The sequence below is a fragment of the Neobacillus sp. GCM10023253 genome, assembly GCF_042653105.1.
Taxonomy (GTDB): domain Bacteria; phylum Bacillota; class Bacilli; order Bacillales; family Cytobacillaceae; genus Neobacillus; species Neobacillus citreus.
The window spans coordinates 349751-365307 of record NZ_JBHSHV010000003.1 but is presented as its reverse complement, the minus strand read 5'-3'; the positions used below and the strand labels follow the sequence as shown (position 1 = coordinate 365307).

The following is a 15557-nucleotide window of genomic DNA, read 5'->3' as shown; positions in this document are numbered from 1 at the left end:
AGTATAAAATTTAAAAAAGCAGATTGCAAGGATTAGTTTTCTCCTGCAGTCTGCTTTTTACTAATCCAGCTTCTCCCCTTCAAGGACACCGGCGTCTTCGAGGTATTGTCTTAAGGATTTATATTCTTCCGATTTCCAGAAGGTTTCGGATTGGATTAGGGTGGCGGCGTCGCTTCTGGCGGTTTCGAGGGCACGGTAGTCATGAACCATATCGGCTACTTTAAATTCTGGCATGCCGCTTTGTTTTTTGCCAAAAAAGTCTCCCGGTCCCCTTAGCTCCAAATCTTTTTCGCTTAATACAAAACCATCATTGGTTTCCGTCATGATCCGCATTCTTTCCTGGCCTGTCTCTGATTTTGGACTGGCCAGCAAAATGCAATAGGCTTGATCACTTCCCCGGCCAACACGGCCACGGAGCTGGTGAAGCTGGGAGAGACCAAATCTTTCAGCATCATAAATAACCATGACTGTTGCATTGGGCACATTCACGCCAACCTCAACTACAGTTGTCGAGACGAGCACTTGAACCTCGTTTGCACTGAACGCCTTCATAACGGAATCCTTTTCCTCAGAGCTTAATCTCCCATGCATCAGCCCTGCTGTAAAGCGATTTTGAAAATAACTGCTTAATGTTGCATGCACATCAATAGCATTTTGCACATCAAGCTTTTCCGATTCCTCAATTAATGGACAAATGACGTATGCCTGATGACCCTTCTGTAATTCTTTTTCTACAAATGCCAATACCCGTTCAAGCATTTCTGGTTTGGCCCAATAGGTTTCAATTGTTTTCCTGCCGGCAGGCATTTCGTCAATGATGGATACATCCATCTCGCCAAAAACGGTAATGGCAAGCGTCCGGGGTATCGGGGTGGCAGTCATGAACAGCACATCTGGATTTTCTCCCTTTTCCCTCAGGACACGGCGCTGCTCCACACCGAAGCGATGCTGCTCATCAGTAATAACAAAACCTAATTTCTGAAATGTTACCTCATCCTGAATTAGAGCATGTGTCCCTATTAAGATATCAATATTTCCCTCCGTAAGCTTCTCAAGGATTTCCCGGCGGCGCTTTCCTTTTATGGAGCTTGTCAGCAATTCACATTTTACTCCAAATGGTTCCAATAAGGTTTTCAATGATTCTGCATGCTGTTCGGCCAATATTTCCGTCGGTACCATCAGCGCTCCCTGATAGCCTGAAGTAACACTTGCGTACAGACCAACCGCTGCCACCACCGTTTTTCCTGATCCAACATCTCCCTGCAGCAGGCGGTTCATTCGATAAGGCGACTTAAGATCGGATAGTATTTCATTTACAACTCGTTTCTGGGCATTTGTTAATGGGAACGGCAGGCGGGCGATGAATTCCTTCAATTTCCCAAGGTCATAGTTTTGGCTGATTCCGGGTGAATGCTCACGCTCAAACTTCCGAAGTGCCTGCATTTTTAGCTGAAAGATTAGAAATTCCTCGTACACAAAGCGCCGTCTTGCCTGCTTTAGATCCTCCCCGCCGCCTGGAAAATGCATCGCTTTTATGGCATCTCTCCGGTTTAAAAGCCGATATTTTGTTATGAAGTAATCCGGCAGCGTTTCATCAATATAAGCTCCAAATTGTTGAAAAGCTAAGTTAATAAATTTACGCATGCCCTTTGTTGTCAGTCTTCCTTTAAGAGAATATACAGGTTCAAAATCTTTACCTTTCGCATTTTCCCCCATCTGGAGTTCACTGGCATTAATCGTCTGCCGATGAGCATCCCACTTTCCTGTAATTGTTAACGTTTCATTGATGGTGATTTTATTTTTTAAATAGGGCTGGTTAAAGAAAACGACTTTGATTAAGTATTGTCCTGCAAAAAAGCGGAAGGAGAGCTTTGACTTCTTCCTGCCATAATAGACAAGAGAAGGTTCGCTTTGAACCTTCCCTTCGATCGTCACCTTCTCGTCATGTTGTACTTCCATCAAATCGCGAAGACGGTAATCCTCATAACGATAGGGGAAATATTCCAATAAATCATGAATGCTGAAAATGTTCATTTCTGAAAAAATTTCCGCCGTTTCGTCACCTATGCCCTTAATAACTGTTATTGGCTGGTTTAGATATGGATTCACTTTTCTGTAAGCGGCATTCCGAAAATTTTGGCCTGCAGCGCCCGGCCAGTTGGTGTTGCCGCTAACCCTCCCTGCGCTGTTTCTTTTAAGGCTGTTGGCATTGATTGGCCAATTCTATACATTGCGTCAATCACTTCATCGCATGGAATTCGGCTTTTGATTCCGGCAAGTGCCATATCTGCGGCTACCATGGCATTGGCTGCACCCATGGCATTTCGCTTTACACAAGGCACTTCCACAAGACCGGCAACCGGGTCACAAACTAAGCCAAGCATATTTTTTAATGTGATGGCCATTGCTTCGGCACATTGTTCCGGAGTTCCTCCGGCCATTTCGACGATTGCCGCTGCGGCCATTCCTGCTGCCGATCCCACCTCCGCTTGGCAGCCCCCGGCAGCACCGGATATGGAGGCATTGTTTGCAACAACAAAGCCGAACGCTCCGGCGGTAAATAAAAACGAAATCATTTGCTCTCTTGTTGGGTACAGCTTTTTCTTTACAGCAAACAACGTCCCTGGAACGACACCCGCTGATCCGGCAGTCGGTGTGGCACAAATCGTTCCCATCGCCGCATTAACTTCATTTGTTGCGACAGCCCGGCTGACGGCATCGAGAATCGTTTCACCGGATAAGAAATTGCCTTTTTCAATATATTTTTGCAAGAGTACTGCGTCTCCGCCCGTTAAGCCGGTAACGGAAGTAACCCCTTTCAATCCGCGTTCAACTGCTTCTTCCATCACTTTGAGGTTACGGTCCATAAAGCCGATTACTTCTTCCTTGGACCGTCCCGTTACGGTGACTTCCTGCTCAATCATAATTTCGGAAATTTTTTTATTTTGACTGTTGGCCAGTTCTACTAATTCTGCTACATTTCGAAACATAAATTGACCCCCTTTCGCTGTGTATGTTTAATCAACAATTTTTGTGACCTTCAAGATGTTTGGCAGCTGTTCGAGTTCCTCGATCAGGGTATCATCAATATTTTGATCGACCTCAATTGTCATCAGGGCCATTTTTCCAACTTCCTTACGGGAAACCTCCATATGGCCAATATTAATTTCATATTTCGCCAGTGTATTGGCGACACTTGCAATGGCACCGAACCGGTCATTATGAACAACTAAGATGGCAGGGTGATTGCCAGAAAGCTTCAATTCAAAACCGTTCAACTCGATGATTTCAATCTTTCCGCCGCCAATGGAAATACCTACTAATTCAAGCTCCCCATTGTGATCGCCAATTATGATTCTAGCGGTATTTGGGTGGTCTGTAACTGCATCCTCTTCAATGAAGCGAATTTTCATTCCGCGTTCTTCAGCAATCTCAATAGCTTTAATAATCCTTTTATCGTCCGTATCGAAATCCAATAATCCGCCCACAATTGCAACATCCGTACCGTGACCCTTGTACGTTTGCGCGAAGGATCCGTATAACGAAATATTTGCCCATTTTGGCTCCCTGCCAAATAAACTTCTAGCGACACGGCCGATTCTTGCAGCACCGGCAGTGTGAGAGCTTGACGGACCAATCATGACTGGGCCAATGATATCAAATACGCTTCTATACTTCATGAATCTATTCCCCCTTGCCTATGTCTTTCTATCTTTATTAAAAAATGGTTAGTATATATTATCAAAAAAAAGAAGGTTGGTCCCTAAGGACCCCCTTCTATTTTAGCCGTTATTTATTCAATTGAAAAGATATAAGAATATAATGGTTGTTTGCCATTATGAACCTCTATTTCCACATCGCTAAATTTTTCTTCAACGAATTCGGTAAGCTGGCTGAGTTCTTCCTCTGTCACATCTTCACCATAAATGATGGTAAGAATTTCAGAATCTTCATCAAGCATGTTTGATAACAGGTCTTCCGCTGCTTTTTCTTTATCTTTATTTTTAACAACAATTTTCCCTTCGGCAATCCCCATGAAATCCCCAGTTTCAATATCCAATCCATCGATTTGTGTATCGCGGACGGCAAAGGTGATTTGTCCGGTTTTCACATGGCTTAGCGCCTCCGTCATAGCAGTAGTGTTTGCCTCTGCATCTGCGGAAGGATTAAAGACAAGCAGAGCGGAAAGCCCTTGCGGAACGGTTTTGGATGGAATCACATAAATTTCTTCATCCGATACATCGCGAGCCTGCTCAGCAGCCATTATGATGTTTTTATTATTCGGCAAAATAAATACTTTTTTGGCATTTACTTCTTTAACAGCCTTGACAATATCCTCTGTACTTGGATTCATCGTCTGGCCGCCTTCAATGACTGCATGGGCCCCGATGCTCTTAAAAAGGTCGGCAACGCCCGAGCCCATCGAAACAGCGACAATTCCGTATCCCTGCTTTTCTTTTGGTGTTTCTTTCACCGCAGTGGCAAGTGGAGTATGTGTTTCTCCCACAATATTGGAATGCTGCTGGCGCATATTTTCAATTTTCATATTAATAAGGTTGCCGTAGCGCTGACCGTATGTTAATACTTCACCAGGCTGCTCGGAATGAATATGAACTTTCACAATATCATCATCAGAGATCACTAATAACGAATCTCCATAATTGCTTAGATCATTGCGGAAAGTAGTCTCATTAAATGGATGCTTTGCTATCTTTTCTGTTTCAAAACGAACCATAAACTCTGTACAGTAGCCAAATTCAATATCTTCAGTGTTAATATGGCCCTGGACGCTTTTATGATGCTCGGCATTGACTAATTCATCCATTGATGGCATGACCTCTGGTGAATCCGGCAGTTTTTCTCCCTTTAATTCAGCAAGAAAGCCTTCATATACACAGACAAGCCCCTGCCCGCCGGAATCCACAACTCCGACTTCCTTTAAAACAGGCAATAGGTCAGGCGTACGCTTTAGGGAAGCTTTAGCCTCCTTTAGAACATCTTCCATAATAACAACAATATCATTTGATTTTTGCGCAGTCTGCACAGCTTTTTTGGCAGCATCTTTGGCAACAGTCAGAATTGTTCCTTCGACCGGCTTCATAACAGCCTTATAAGCAGTTTCAACTCCTGCCTCAAGCGCTCCTGCAAATTCATTTCCATTAATGATAGCTTTTGCTTCGATTGCTTTAGAAAAACCGCGGAACAATTGCGAAAGAATAACACCAGAGTTTCCTCGTGCTCCCATGAGCAGTCCTTTTGAGAGAGAAACCCCTACTTTACCAATATGTTCTTGAACATTATTTTTAACCTCTTTTGCACCGGAGGTCATGGATAAATTCATATTAGTCCCTGTATCGCCATCCGGAACTGGAAAAACGTTCAGAGCATCTACCATTTTAGCATTGGCTGACAGATGATTGGCGCCTTGAATAATCATCTCGGCAAAACGTTTTCCATCTAATGCTGTAATTGACACAAACTTCACTCCTTACTACGGGTTCGTCACACGAACTCCCTGAACGAAAATATTAACCGAATCAACGGCAAGTCCAACTGTCTTGTCAAGGGTGTACTTAACCTTTGATTGCACGTTGTGAGCAATTTCAGAAATCTTGGTTCCATAGCTGACAATAATATACATATCAATATGTAACGCTTCATTTTCCTGGCGGACAATGACACCGCGGGTGAAATTTTCTCTTCTAAGAATTTCAGTTATGCCATCTTTGATCTGATTTTTAGAGGCCATGCCGACAATTCCATAGCATTCTACCGCTGCTCCTCCGGCAATGGTTGCGATTACTTCATTTGAAATATCAATTTGTCCGTACTTCGTTTTCAATTCAATGGACATGAATCGTTCCCCCTCCTGAAAAATTGCTCCTTAACTACAGTCATTTTACTATAGTAGCTTAAATATTGAAAGTCATTCCTAGTACGTTTACTATAACAGCATTTATTTTAGGGTAATGTCAAGGTTTTTTTCTTGAAACCATTTAACTAAGCTATTGCATTCATAATGGTTGTGTGATAAATTATTAAGGTATCTTAAGACAGAAAATTTGGCTATGCCATTTTTCTATATGATTAGTATCTTAAAGAATACTGGTTAAGCTTTTCGTGTTAAGGAGGGAAATTTAATGCCGCGCAAATGTGTAGTAACTGGAAAGAAAACCACTACTGGTAACGCCCGTTCTCACGCTATGAACGCTAACAAGCGTACATGGGGTGCTAACCTACAAAAAGTACGTATCCTTGTTGATGGAAAACCAAAGCGTGTTTGGGTTTCTGCAAGAGCGTTAAGATCCGGTAAAGTAGAACGCGTATAATTTTTAGTGAGGCTGTCATGTGACAGCCTCACTTTCTTTTATTTTGTCCTAATTAATGAAAATAAAAAGCACCCATTTTATTCGAATGGGTGCTTTAGGTTTATGAAAGGTAATGAGCCTCTTTGGGGAATGAGGCCTTTTTCCTATTCTTTTTTATTAAACACGCCAATCATCGCTCGGACAATTCCACCTAAAAATCTCGGCAGTTTAATTGTATAAAATTTCATACTGTCCCTCCTCACAAATCTCACGTCTAACATTTTATTCTTTACCCTAAATCCGTACGCCCTTACCATTTTATTCAAACGAACAAAATCAGTACCGATTTTTCGAGGCTTTTAATCATGGCTTCTTATCACTAATAATATGCCTTCTGAAAATGAAAAAGTACCATAATCGCTAATAAGTTCATTACTTATACATAGTGTGGATCCGAGGGAAATATGACGGTTCTTCAAAGGATATTTGAACCCATCCAGAGTAATCCCGAAAACATCTAGGGTTAATGGCACAAATGAAATATATTTTTTATCCCATCTTTTCTTGAGTGTATATGTGCCTGGCCCTTTTAAAAAAGCAATATTGTAACGGTCAATCAGAAAAATTTCCGTTTCAGTTTTGGCGTTTAGCGGATGAATTAACAGCTGGACATTCGCCAGTAAATGGTCTAGCCTTCCCCCTGTGGCACCAAACATTTGGATTTTTTCTGGCTGTTGCTTTAATGCCCAGTTTAAAGCTAACTCCATATCGGTTTCATCTTTTTCAGGAATAAATTTTTTTAATTTAGTAACCTTATCTTCGATAACCGCTAATTCCGCTTTTGTTACGGAATCAAAATCGCCAAAGGCAATTGCTGGTGTAATGCTTCTCGATATCAAATGAAATACGCCGCGGTCAACACCCACCCATATTGCATTCTCTTCGATATATTCCGTTAAATCGGGCAGAAGATCCTCCGGACCTCCGGCGAGTATATTAATAATCATCATCTGAGCTCCTTTTTGCTAAACAAAAAGCCGGCGTTAAGCCGACTTTGTTTACCCTCTTATATGCGAAATGGCCTTCGCATAATCCGCTTGATTATAAATAGCCGATCCTGCGACAAGGACATTTGCGCCGGCCTCTATACATAGCTTTGCTGTTTCCGGATTGACACCGCCATCGATTTCAATTTCAATTTCTACTCCTTTTTCCACTGCCATTTGTTTTACTTTCTTGATTTTCGGCAGCACCTCAGGAATAAATTTTTGCCCGCCAAATCCGGGATTTACAGACATTAACAGCACCATATCGATATCCCCGATAATATGTTGGATTGACTCGACAGGTGTGGCAGGGTTTAAGACAACTCCGGCCTTTACACCATAGGATTTAATGTTTTGAATCGTGCGGTGCAGGTGACGGCATGCTTCGACATGGACCGTAATATAATCCGCACCTGCTTTGGCAAAGGCTTCAATATATTGGTCCGGATTTTCAATCATTAAATGCACATCCAGCGGCAGTTTGGTTACCGGACGAATGGCTTCGACGATAAGCGGACCGATTGTGATATTCGGGACAAAATGACCATCCATCACATCTACATGAATGTAATCTGCTCCCCCTTTTTCAACTGCTATGATTTCTTCCCCTAATTTTGCAAAATCAGCTGAAAGAATGGATGGGGCGATTTTTACCATAACTAGTACCTCGGCTTTCTATCTTTAATTTCCTGAAGGAAATCGACATAATGGTCGTAACGATACGTTGGAATCTCCCCAGATTCCACTGCCTGTTTAACACCGCATTTCGGTTCGCTCAGATGAAGGCAGCCGCGGAATTTGCAATTTTCACTTGCCCTTAAGATTTCCGGAAAACAGGAGGTTAAATCCTCTGCTTCGATATCAGTGAAATCCAAAGAGCTAAATCCCGGCGTATCCGCTAATAATCCATTGCCGACTTTTATCAGTTCAACATGTCTTGTTGTATGCTTTCCCCTTCCCAAATGGGTGGAGATATCATTTGTTTTCAATTCCAAGTCTGGTCTTAGTACATTCAACAAAGATGATTTGCCAACCCCTGATTGGCCGGCAAAAACAGATATTTTATCCTCGAGATGTGGATGCAATAATTCAATGCCTGTTTCTGTCTCGGAAGATGTCATAATCACTTCATAACCGGCGGCCTGATAGTGCGCGGCATATTCTGAAATCTTCTTCTGCTCCTCATTATTTGTTAGGTCCATTTTGGTAATACAAATAATCGGCTCAATTTGATTAAATTCGACCAGAACAAGGAAACGATCCAAGAGTACGGTACTAAATTCAGGTTCGACAGCGGAAAAAACCAAAATCGCCAAGTCGACATTCGCAATTGGCGGGCGAACCAATTCATTTTTGCGTTCCTTCACTTCCAAAATGTACCCTTCTTGGTCATTTTCCGCTTGAAAAACAACTTCATCCCCCACAAGGGGAGTGATTTTATTTTTCCGAAACACTCCTCTTCCGCGGCACTGAATTAAGTCATCATTGTAAAGAACATAATAAAAACCGCTCAATGCTTTTACAATTTTCCCTTCAGGCATAGCAGCCCTCCTTGTAAAAAGATTTAATTTAAAAAGGTTATTCTACGTCGTTGTAATTAATGGTTTCTTCTGCAATGACTTTAGAATCACGAAACACCTGATAGCTGGCTTTTTTACCTTCCACAATAATCAATTTAATTTGCCTCGTTGTTGTTTCTGTAATAGAGAAGACATCCGCAGGTACACTCATATTGTGATTCATATCATCAATATAAATCCTTACCTCTTGTTTTTGTCCAGGCTGGCCTGGTAAAGGAGGTTCGTAATCAATGGTAATTTCTTTCGTTATCTCCCTTGGGGGTTTTTCTTCTTTTCCTTTAGAGACAATCACGCTGACTTTATCACCTTTTTGAAGCTGAGTCCCTTGTTTAGGTTCTTGCGAAATGATCATACCCCTTGGAATGGTTTCATTATATTGTTCCTGAGAAGCATCTAACGTTAAACCGACCGATGCCGCATAATCCTGTGCAGCTTTTACACTATATTGTGTTAGATCCATTAATACAATTTTTTCCGGGCCCTTACTAACTTCAAATTCCAAAACAGTATCCTCTGGAACCACCTTTTCCCCCCCGGAAGGATTTTGGCTGAGAATCGTTCCTGGCTCGCTGTCATCGTTTTTCTCAGTCTTCTTTATATCTTTAAAATTCTGATTATCTAACAAACGGACAACATCATCATATTGCCGGCCCACATAATCGGATAGTTCATATTTTTCTTTTCCTGTACTTATATAAAGTGTTACCTTTGATTTTTCTTTAACGACTGTATCCGCTTCAGGATTCGTTTTAATAACACTGCCTTTTTCGATTTCATCATCAGTTAGTTTAATTCTCTTATCAATAGTCAGTCCCTGTTGTCTTAACTTTGAAATCGCATCATCTTCCTTCATTCCGCTGACATCAGGAATTTTGACATCCTTTGCGGAAATTAATCCCGGAACAAAATAGGCGGATAGTCCAAGCAAAACCAGCAAAACTAAAAGAGAAGTAAGAACGATTGGCCATTTTCTTCGCTTTTTATTTGCCCCTTTTCCTTGTTTCGAATCAGAAGTGCCACCCGAACTGCCAGTGTTTTTTTCACTGGTGTGAACAATTGTTTCATCTAAGTTTTTTAATGGCTTATCATTTGTAATAATCGGGATGGCCTTTGTCGCTTCATCATCAATCGGTATGATGAATTTTGGTTCAAACAGTCGATCCGGATCAAGCGCTGTACGTAAATCCTCCTCCATTTCATCGACGCTATTATAGCGATGAAATGGATCTTTCGCTGTCGCTTTTAAGACGATATTTTCTACACTCTGCGGAATGTTGGGATTCCATCTTCTGACGGACGGAGTTTCGGATTGCAAATGCTTAAGGGCAATTGATACAGCAGATTCTCCGGAAAAAGGAAGTCTGCCGGTCAATAATTCGAACATAACAATCCCCAGTGAATATATATCTGACTTTCGATTGGCCATACCGCCCCGGGCCTGCTCGGGCGATAAATAATGGACAGACCCAAGAACTGAATTAGTCTGCGTAATACTAGTGGCACTTAAAGCCATGGCAATACCAAAATCCGTAATTTTAACATTCCCATCATGGTCTACCAAAATATTATGCGGTTTAATATCTCGGTGAATGATATGGTTATGATGAGCATGAGAAATCGCCGAGGTCAATTGCTTCATAATTTCAATTGCCTCTTCCACCTTAAGAGGAGAATTTTGCTGTATGTATTGTTTCAGTGTATTTCCATCTACAAATTCCATAACGATATAATATAAATCGTCTTCTTCGCCGACATCAAATATATTGACAATGTTTGGGTGTGCAAGGCTTGTAGCAGATTGTGCTTCTCGATGAAACCTCCGAATAAACTCTTCATCATTTGCAAAATCTAGCCGGAGCATTTTAACCGCAACGTCCCGGTCAAGGATCATATCATGGGCAAGGTAAACGTTGGCCATGCCGCCTCCGCCAATCATATCAATGATTTTATAGCGGCCGCTTAGTCTTTTACCAATCAACATTACATACCACCCTCACGGGCTTCCAGAAACTCTACTATAGCCAATGTAATGTTGTCTTCTCCGCCATTTTCATTTGCAAGTGAGATAAGGGTTTTCGCTTTTTCCTCAAGAAGGCCGCTGCTTAACAGCGTATCTTTCATCCTTGTTTCACTGACTTTATTGGAAAGACCGTCAGAACATAAAAGGAGTAAATCGCCTTCTTCGAAAGTGATTGTTTTAATATCCATTTCGACTGTTTTTTCAGTCCCCAATGCCCTCAGCAATACATTTTTACGAGGATGATGCTCTGCATCTTCTTTGGAAATTTGCCCGGTCCTGACTAATTCATTAACAAGGGAATGGTCTTCGGTAATTTGCTTAAAACCAGATTCATTCAGAATATAACCGCGGCTGTCGCCTATATTTGCCATTGTCGCAAACAAACTCGTGGCGATAGCAGCGACAATCGTCGTCCCCATCCCGTCACATTCCGTATGGCTTAAGGCATGGTCAAAAAGAATTTCATTTACCTTTTTAATTTGCTCCTCGAGCCACGTTTCGGCCGTCTCGGCATCTATAATTCCTTTGGTTTTTTCCCATTCTTGTTTTAAATGCGATACGCTCATTTCACTTGCTACATCACCCGCACGGTGGCCGCCCATCCCATCTGCTACGATGGCAAGGCGGTCCCCGTCAAGGTTAATAAAAACTCCCCCGGCATCCTCATTGTGAAGACGCACTTTCCCTCGGTCTGTTTGAAATACTTCTTTCATACCTTTACATCGTCTCCTCTTTTCGCTCCTTTGCACGAAGCTGCCCGCATGCTGCATCAATATCATGGCCGTGCTCCCGGCGAATGGTTACATTTATACCACGCGTTTTTAGCGTCTTCTCAAAAGCAAAAATCTTTTCTCTAGGCGTGCGGACGTAATCCCTTTCCGGAACGTAGTTAACAGGTATCAGATTCACATGGCATTTTATCCCTTTTATCAGTTCTGCCAATTCCTCGGCATGCTCAACTGAATCGTTAACGCCGCCAAAGAGGCCATACTCAAAACTTATTCTTCTGCCTGTCTTATCGATATAATACCGCACTGCTTTCATTAAGTCATCAAGTTTAAAAGCTTTATTAATCGGCATTAACCTTGACCTTAATTCTGTATTAGGAGCATGCAGGGAAATGGCAAAATTAATTTGCATATTTTCATCAGCAAATTGATAGATTTTCGGGATAATACCGCTTGTTGAAACAGTGATATGACGCGCCCCGATATTTAACGCTTTTTCATGATTGATAATTTTTAGAAACGACAGCATATTATCGTAATTATCAAATGGCTCGCCAATACCCATAATGACAACGGAACTGACGCGTTCATCTGATTCATCAAGAGCTTGCTGGACCTTGACAACCTGCGCAACGATTTCACCAGCTTCTAAATGTCTTTTTAAGCCGCCAAGAGTGGAAGCACAAAAGGTACAGCCGATCCTGCAGCCAACCTGAGTCGTTACACAAACTGAGTTTCCATAATCGTGACGCATTAAAACTGTCTCAATGGAATATCCATCATGAAGTTCAAAGAGAAATTTGATAGTTCCATCCGAGGATGTTTGCTGAATAACCGTATTTAAGGTAGTAATCTGAAACGCGGCGGCCAGTTTCTCTCTTAATTCTTTGGATAAATTGCTCATATCCTCAAAAGAAATGACCCGTTTTTTATAAAGCCAGTCAAAAATTTGCTCGGCTCTGAATGGTTTTTCGCCATTCTCTTTCAGCCAATCTTTTAAATCTTGAAGCTCAAGTGAGTAAATCGATTTTTTTTTGTCCAATGCTGTATTCTTCTCTGCTGTATTTAGTTGTTCCAATCGTTACACCTTCCTTTTTAAAGCGGCTATATAAAAGCCGTCTGACCCAAAATCTTGTGGGAATATTTGTAAATCAAATCCGGTAATGAGCGGTTGAATCGCTTCTGGCATCCTGTTTTTGAATGTTAAATCTCCCTCAAACTCCGGATTGTTATCTAAAAATGTCTTTACTGTATATTCATTTTCCACTTTATCTACTGTACAGGTACTATATACAAGGGTGCCGCCTTTTTTCAGTAAAGGAGCAACCGATGTTAATAGACTTTGTTGAATACTGCTTAAACGCTCTAAATCCTTTTCGGTCTTGGTATACTTCATATCAGGCTTTCTTCTCATCACCCCAAGCCCTGAGCATGGTGCATCAAGCAGAATGTGATGAAATGATTCCTGCTTGAACTTTTCCTGCAGCAATCTTGAATCAGAGACATTTGTCTTTATATTTGATAACCCTAATCGGCGGGCATTTTCATTGATTAATCTTACTTTGTGCTGGTGAAGGTCAACGGAAATCACTTCGCCAGTATTTTGCATCTTTTCAGCAATATGCGTGCTTTTACCTCCAGGGGCTGCACAAGCATCAAGGACAAATTCATTTTTTTCAGCGCCTAATGCATAGGCTACAAGCATCGAACTTTCATCTTGGATTGTGAACATTCCATATTTAAAGGCAATGCTAGTAGCCAGATTTCCCTTTAACGACCTAATCGCCTCTGGAATAATCGGGCTTTTTTCAATTTCAAACCCCTCTTCTTCGAGCACCTGGGCACATTCATCTCGAGACATCTTGGTGAGATTGACTCTGGCAATTTGCATCGGTGCCGTCAGATTGATCTCACACATTTCTTTTGTTTTATCATATCCAAATTGGCTGACCCAGCGGCCCACAAGCCATAATGGGTGACTCGTTTCCAGTGATAATCTTTCAATTGGGTCAGAAACTTCATTTAAAGATGGAAGTCCTTCTCTTTGAATGCTTCTAAGCACGCCATTAACCAAGCCTGCAATTCCTTTATGCCCGCGTTTTTTGGCAATTTCTACTGCTTCATATATAGCAGCACGATCAGGAATTCGATCAAGATAAACCATTTGATAAACCGTGAGTCTAAGTAAATGAATAATCCAATCCGCCAATTTTTTATGGTCTTTTATAAAGGGCTTGAGAAAGAAATCTAAGGCCATTCTTCTTTGTAACGTTCCATAGGTTAATTCCGTTAATAAGCCGATATCCTTTTGAGAGATTTGATTATTATTGATTGCATGATTAAGTAGCAAATTGCTGTAGGATTGATTTTTTTCTATTGTAACAAGAAGGTCCATTGCCGCTTCCCGTACATTTGTTCTCGCTTTGGTTGTCATTTTACTCTCCTAATTTACTGCCTGTTGAAATTTTCGAACCCGCTCCCCGTAAAAATTGCTCACTGGCCATTTTTGTTTTACCAGATGGCTGCAGTTCGATAATTTTAATCGCAGTATCATCTCCGGTGCTGACCGTTAAGCCGTCCGGCTCAATGTTGATGATTGTCCCGGGTACGTTCTGCTTGGCATTTTTAATTTTCTCCGCTTGCCAAATTTTTAGCACCTGGCCATCTAACATCGTAAAAGAAACAGGCCAGGGATTTAAGCCGCGAATTTGATTATATATTTCAGCGCCTGTTTTGGCCCAATTGATTTTTTCCTGTTCTCGCTTAATATTGGGAGCAAAGGTCGCCTCGCTGTCATTCTGCGGTACTGGGTTTAATTTGCCCTCGAGAAGCCTAGGCAACGTTTCTGAAAGTAGTTTGGCACCTGCCGCACTAAGTTTTTCGTGAAGTGTACCAACGTTATCATCTTCGGCAATTGAAACTTCCACTTTTGATAGCATATCACCGGCATCTAATTTCTCGACCATATACATGATGGTAACGCCTGTTTTCTTTTTTCCCTGCATAATAGCATAGTGGATTGGCGCTCCGCCGCGTAATTCCGGAAGCAAGGAAGCATGGACATTGATACAGCCAAATTTTGGGGCATCCAGCAGCTCCTTTGGTAAAATTTGACCAAAGGCTGCCGTTACAATTAAGTCCGGCTTCAAAGCGAGGATTTTACTGAGCTCTTCTAAATGACGAATTTTTTCGGGCTGCAAGACTGGGATCCCCTGCTTTACCGCTTCTACCTTAACGGGGGGCGGCGTTAAAACCTTTTTTCTACCGACAGGCCTGTCCGGCTGGGTTACCACGCCAATTACCTCGTATCCATCTTCAATGATTTGTCGCAAAATAGGCACTGAAAAATCGGGTGTACCCATAAAAACAATTTTCGTCATTCAGCCTCTACTCCTTTTAACTCATCTTCCTCGAGATATCGCAATACCTTTGAAGTAAACAATATCCCGTCTAAATGGTCGATTTCATGCTGAATAGCCCGTGCCAGGAACCCTTCAGCCTCCACTACATATTTTCTGCCTTTTCGGTCCAAGGCCTCAATTTTCACGAAATTTGGTCTTGATACTTCCCCAAACAAATTGGGAAAGCTTAAACAGCCCTCGGGTCCTGTTTGTTCTCCGGCTGTTTCGAGAACACAAGGATTTATCATTTCGATCGTTCCTGATTCATCATCAATGTCGACGATCGCGACGCGGGCGTCTACACCAATTTGCGGAGCTGCAAGTCCCACCCCATCAAATTCAATCATGGTGTCATACATATCATCTAGCATTTTTGCCAGTTTTTTATCAAACTTTACTACCTCTTGGCATTTTGTTTCCAGTATCTCCGCAGGGTAGTTTACAATTTTACGTATTGCCAAAACGGTTCCTCCA

At 41.8% G+C, this 15557-nt stretch carries 16 protein-coding genes; 1 reads left to right on the top strand and 15 read right to left on the bottom strand.

Annotation, left to right across the window (positions count from 1 at the left end; genetic code table 11):
- Window positions 1-60: 60 nt before the first annotated feature.
- The 5 genes from recG to ACFPA1_RS02190 all read right to left on the bottom strand — a co-directional run bounded on the left by recG (window position 61) and on the right by ACFPA1_RS02190 (window position 5854).
- Window positions 61-2109, bottom strand: coding sequence for an ATP-dependent DNA helicase RecG (gene recG / locus ACFPA1_RS02210; RefSeq protein ID WP_213140795.1), 2049 nt, complete (start codon window positions 2107-2109; stop codon window positions 61-63).
- Complete coding sequence (gene sdaAA / locus ACFPA1_RS02205) at window positions 2106-2990, bottom strand: L-serine ammonia-lyase, iron-sulfur-dependent, subunit alpha (RefSeq protein ID WP_213140796.1); 885 nt, start codon at window positions 2988-2990, stop codon at window positions 2106-2108. Before sdaAA ends, recG begins: the two co-directional genes overlap by 4 nt.
- A 27-nt stretch (window positions 2991-3017) precedes the next feature.
- The gene (gene sdaAB, locus ACFPA1_RS02200) at window positions 3018-3680 is read right to left on the bottom strand and encodes an L-serine ammonia-lyase, iron-sulfur-dependent subunit beta (RefSeq protein WP_213116365.1); all 663 of its coding nucleotides are present in this window, start codon (window positions 3678-3680) and stop codon (window positions 3018-3020) included.
- A 113-nt stretch (window positions 3681-3793) separates the two neighbouring features.
- Window positions 3794-5476: a DAK2 domain-containing protein gene (locus ACFPA1_RS02195; RefSeq protein ID WP_378581069.1), complete on the bottom strand. Its 1683-nt coding sequence runs from the start codon at window positions 5474-5476 to the stop codon at window positions 3794-3796.
- Between the two features lie 15 nt (window positions 5477-5491).
- Window positions 5492-5854, bottom strand: coding sequence for an Asp23/Gls24 family envelope stress response protein (locus ACFPA1_RS02190; RefSeq protein ID WP_213116367.1), 363 nt, complete (start codon window positions 5852-5854; stop codon window positions 5492-5494).
- Between the two features lie 286 nt (window positions 5855-6140).
- Between ACFPA1_RS02190 and rpmB the strand changes: the two genes are divergently transcribed.
- Window positions 6141-6329, top strand: a complete 189-nt coding sequence (gene rpmB, locus ACFPA1_RS02185) for a 50S ribosomal protein L28 (RefSeq protein ID WP_007087786.1) — start codon at window positions 6141-6143, stop codon at window positions 6327-6329.
- A 143-nt stretch (window positions 6330-6472) separates the two neighbouring features.
- Here the strand turns inward: rpmB and spoVM are convergent, their stop codons facing one another.
- The 10 genes from spoVM to def all read right to left on the bottom strand — a co-directional run bounded on the left by spoVM (window position 6473) and on the right by def (window position 15544).
- Window positions 6473-6556 (bottom strand): stage V sporulation protein SpoVM, encoded by an 84-nt coding sequence (gene spoVM / locus ACFPA1_RS02180; RefSeq protein WP_042356285.1) that lies wholly within the window; start codon window positions 6554-6556, stop codon window positions 6473-6475.
- A gap of 111 nt (window positions 6557-6667) precedes the next feature.
- A complete protein-coding gene (locus ACFPA1_RS02175) occupies window positions 6668-7318 on the bottom strand; it encodes a thiamine diphosphokinase (protein WP_378581067.1) in 651 nt (216 codons plus the stop codon).
- Window positions 7319-7366: 48 nt separating this feature from the next.
- A complete protein-coding gene (gene rpe, locus ACFPA1_RS02170; protein WP_213140798.1) occupies window positions 7367-8011 on the bottom strand; it encodes a ribulose-phosphate 3-epimerase in 645 nt (214 codons plus the stop codon).
- 2 nt (window positions 8012-8013) lie between these two features.
- Window positions 8014-8895, bottom strand: a complete 882-nt coding sequence (gene rsgA / locus ACFPA1_RS02165) for a ribosome small subunit-dependent GTPase A (RefSeq protein WP_378581065.1) — start codon at window positions 8893-8895, stop codon at window positions 8014-8016.
- A gap of 37 nt (window positions 8896-8932) precedes the next feature.
- Window positions 8933-10915: a Stk1 family PASTA domain-containing Ser/Thr kinase gene (gene pknB / locus ACFPA1_RS02160; protein ID WP_213140800.1), complete on the bottom strand. Its 1983-nt coding sequence runs from the start codon at window positions 10913-10915 to the stop codon at window positions 8933-8935.
- Window positions 10915-11667 (bottom strand): Stp1/IreP family PP2C-type Ser/Thr phosphatase, encoded by a 753-nt coding sequence (locus ACFPA1_RS02155; RefSeq protein ID WP_378581064.1) that lies wholly within the window; start codon window positions 11665-11667, stop codon window positions 10915-10917. Before ACFPA1_RS02155 ends, pknB begins: the two co-directional genes overlap by 1 nt.
- A gap of 4 nt (window positions 11668-11671) precedes the next feature.
- Complete coding sequence (rlmN, locus tag ACFPA1_RS02150; protein WP_213140802.1) at window positions 11672-12760, bottom strand: 23S rRNA (adenine(2503)-C(2))-methyltransferase RlmN; 1089 nt, start codon at window positions 12758-12760, stop codon at window positions 11672-11674.
- 3 nt (window positions 12761-12763) lie between these two features.
- Complete coding sequence (gene rsmB, locus ACFPA1_RS02145) at window positions 12764-14116, bottom strand: 16S rRNA (cytosine(967)-C(5))-methyltransferase RsmB (RefSeq protein ID WP_213140803.1); 1353 nt, start codon at window positions 14114-14116, stop codon at window positions 12764-12766.
- 1 nt (window position 14117) lies between these two features.
- Complete coding sequence (gene fmt, locus ACFPA1_RS02140; RefSeq protein ID WP_378581062.1) at window positions 14118-15062, bottom strand: methionyl-tRNA formyltransferase; 945 nt, start codon at window positions 15060-15062, stop codon at window positions 14118-14120.
- On the bottom strand, window positions 15059-15544 hold the full coding sequence (def, locus tag ACFPA1_RS02135) for a peptide deformylase (protein ID WP_213140805.1): 486 nt from the start codon (window positions 15542-15544) through the stop codon (window positions 15059-15061). Before def ends, fmt begins: the two co-directional genes overlap by 4 nt.
- Between the last annotated feature and the right edge of the window lie 13 nt (window positions 15545-15557).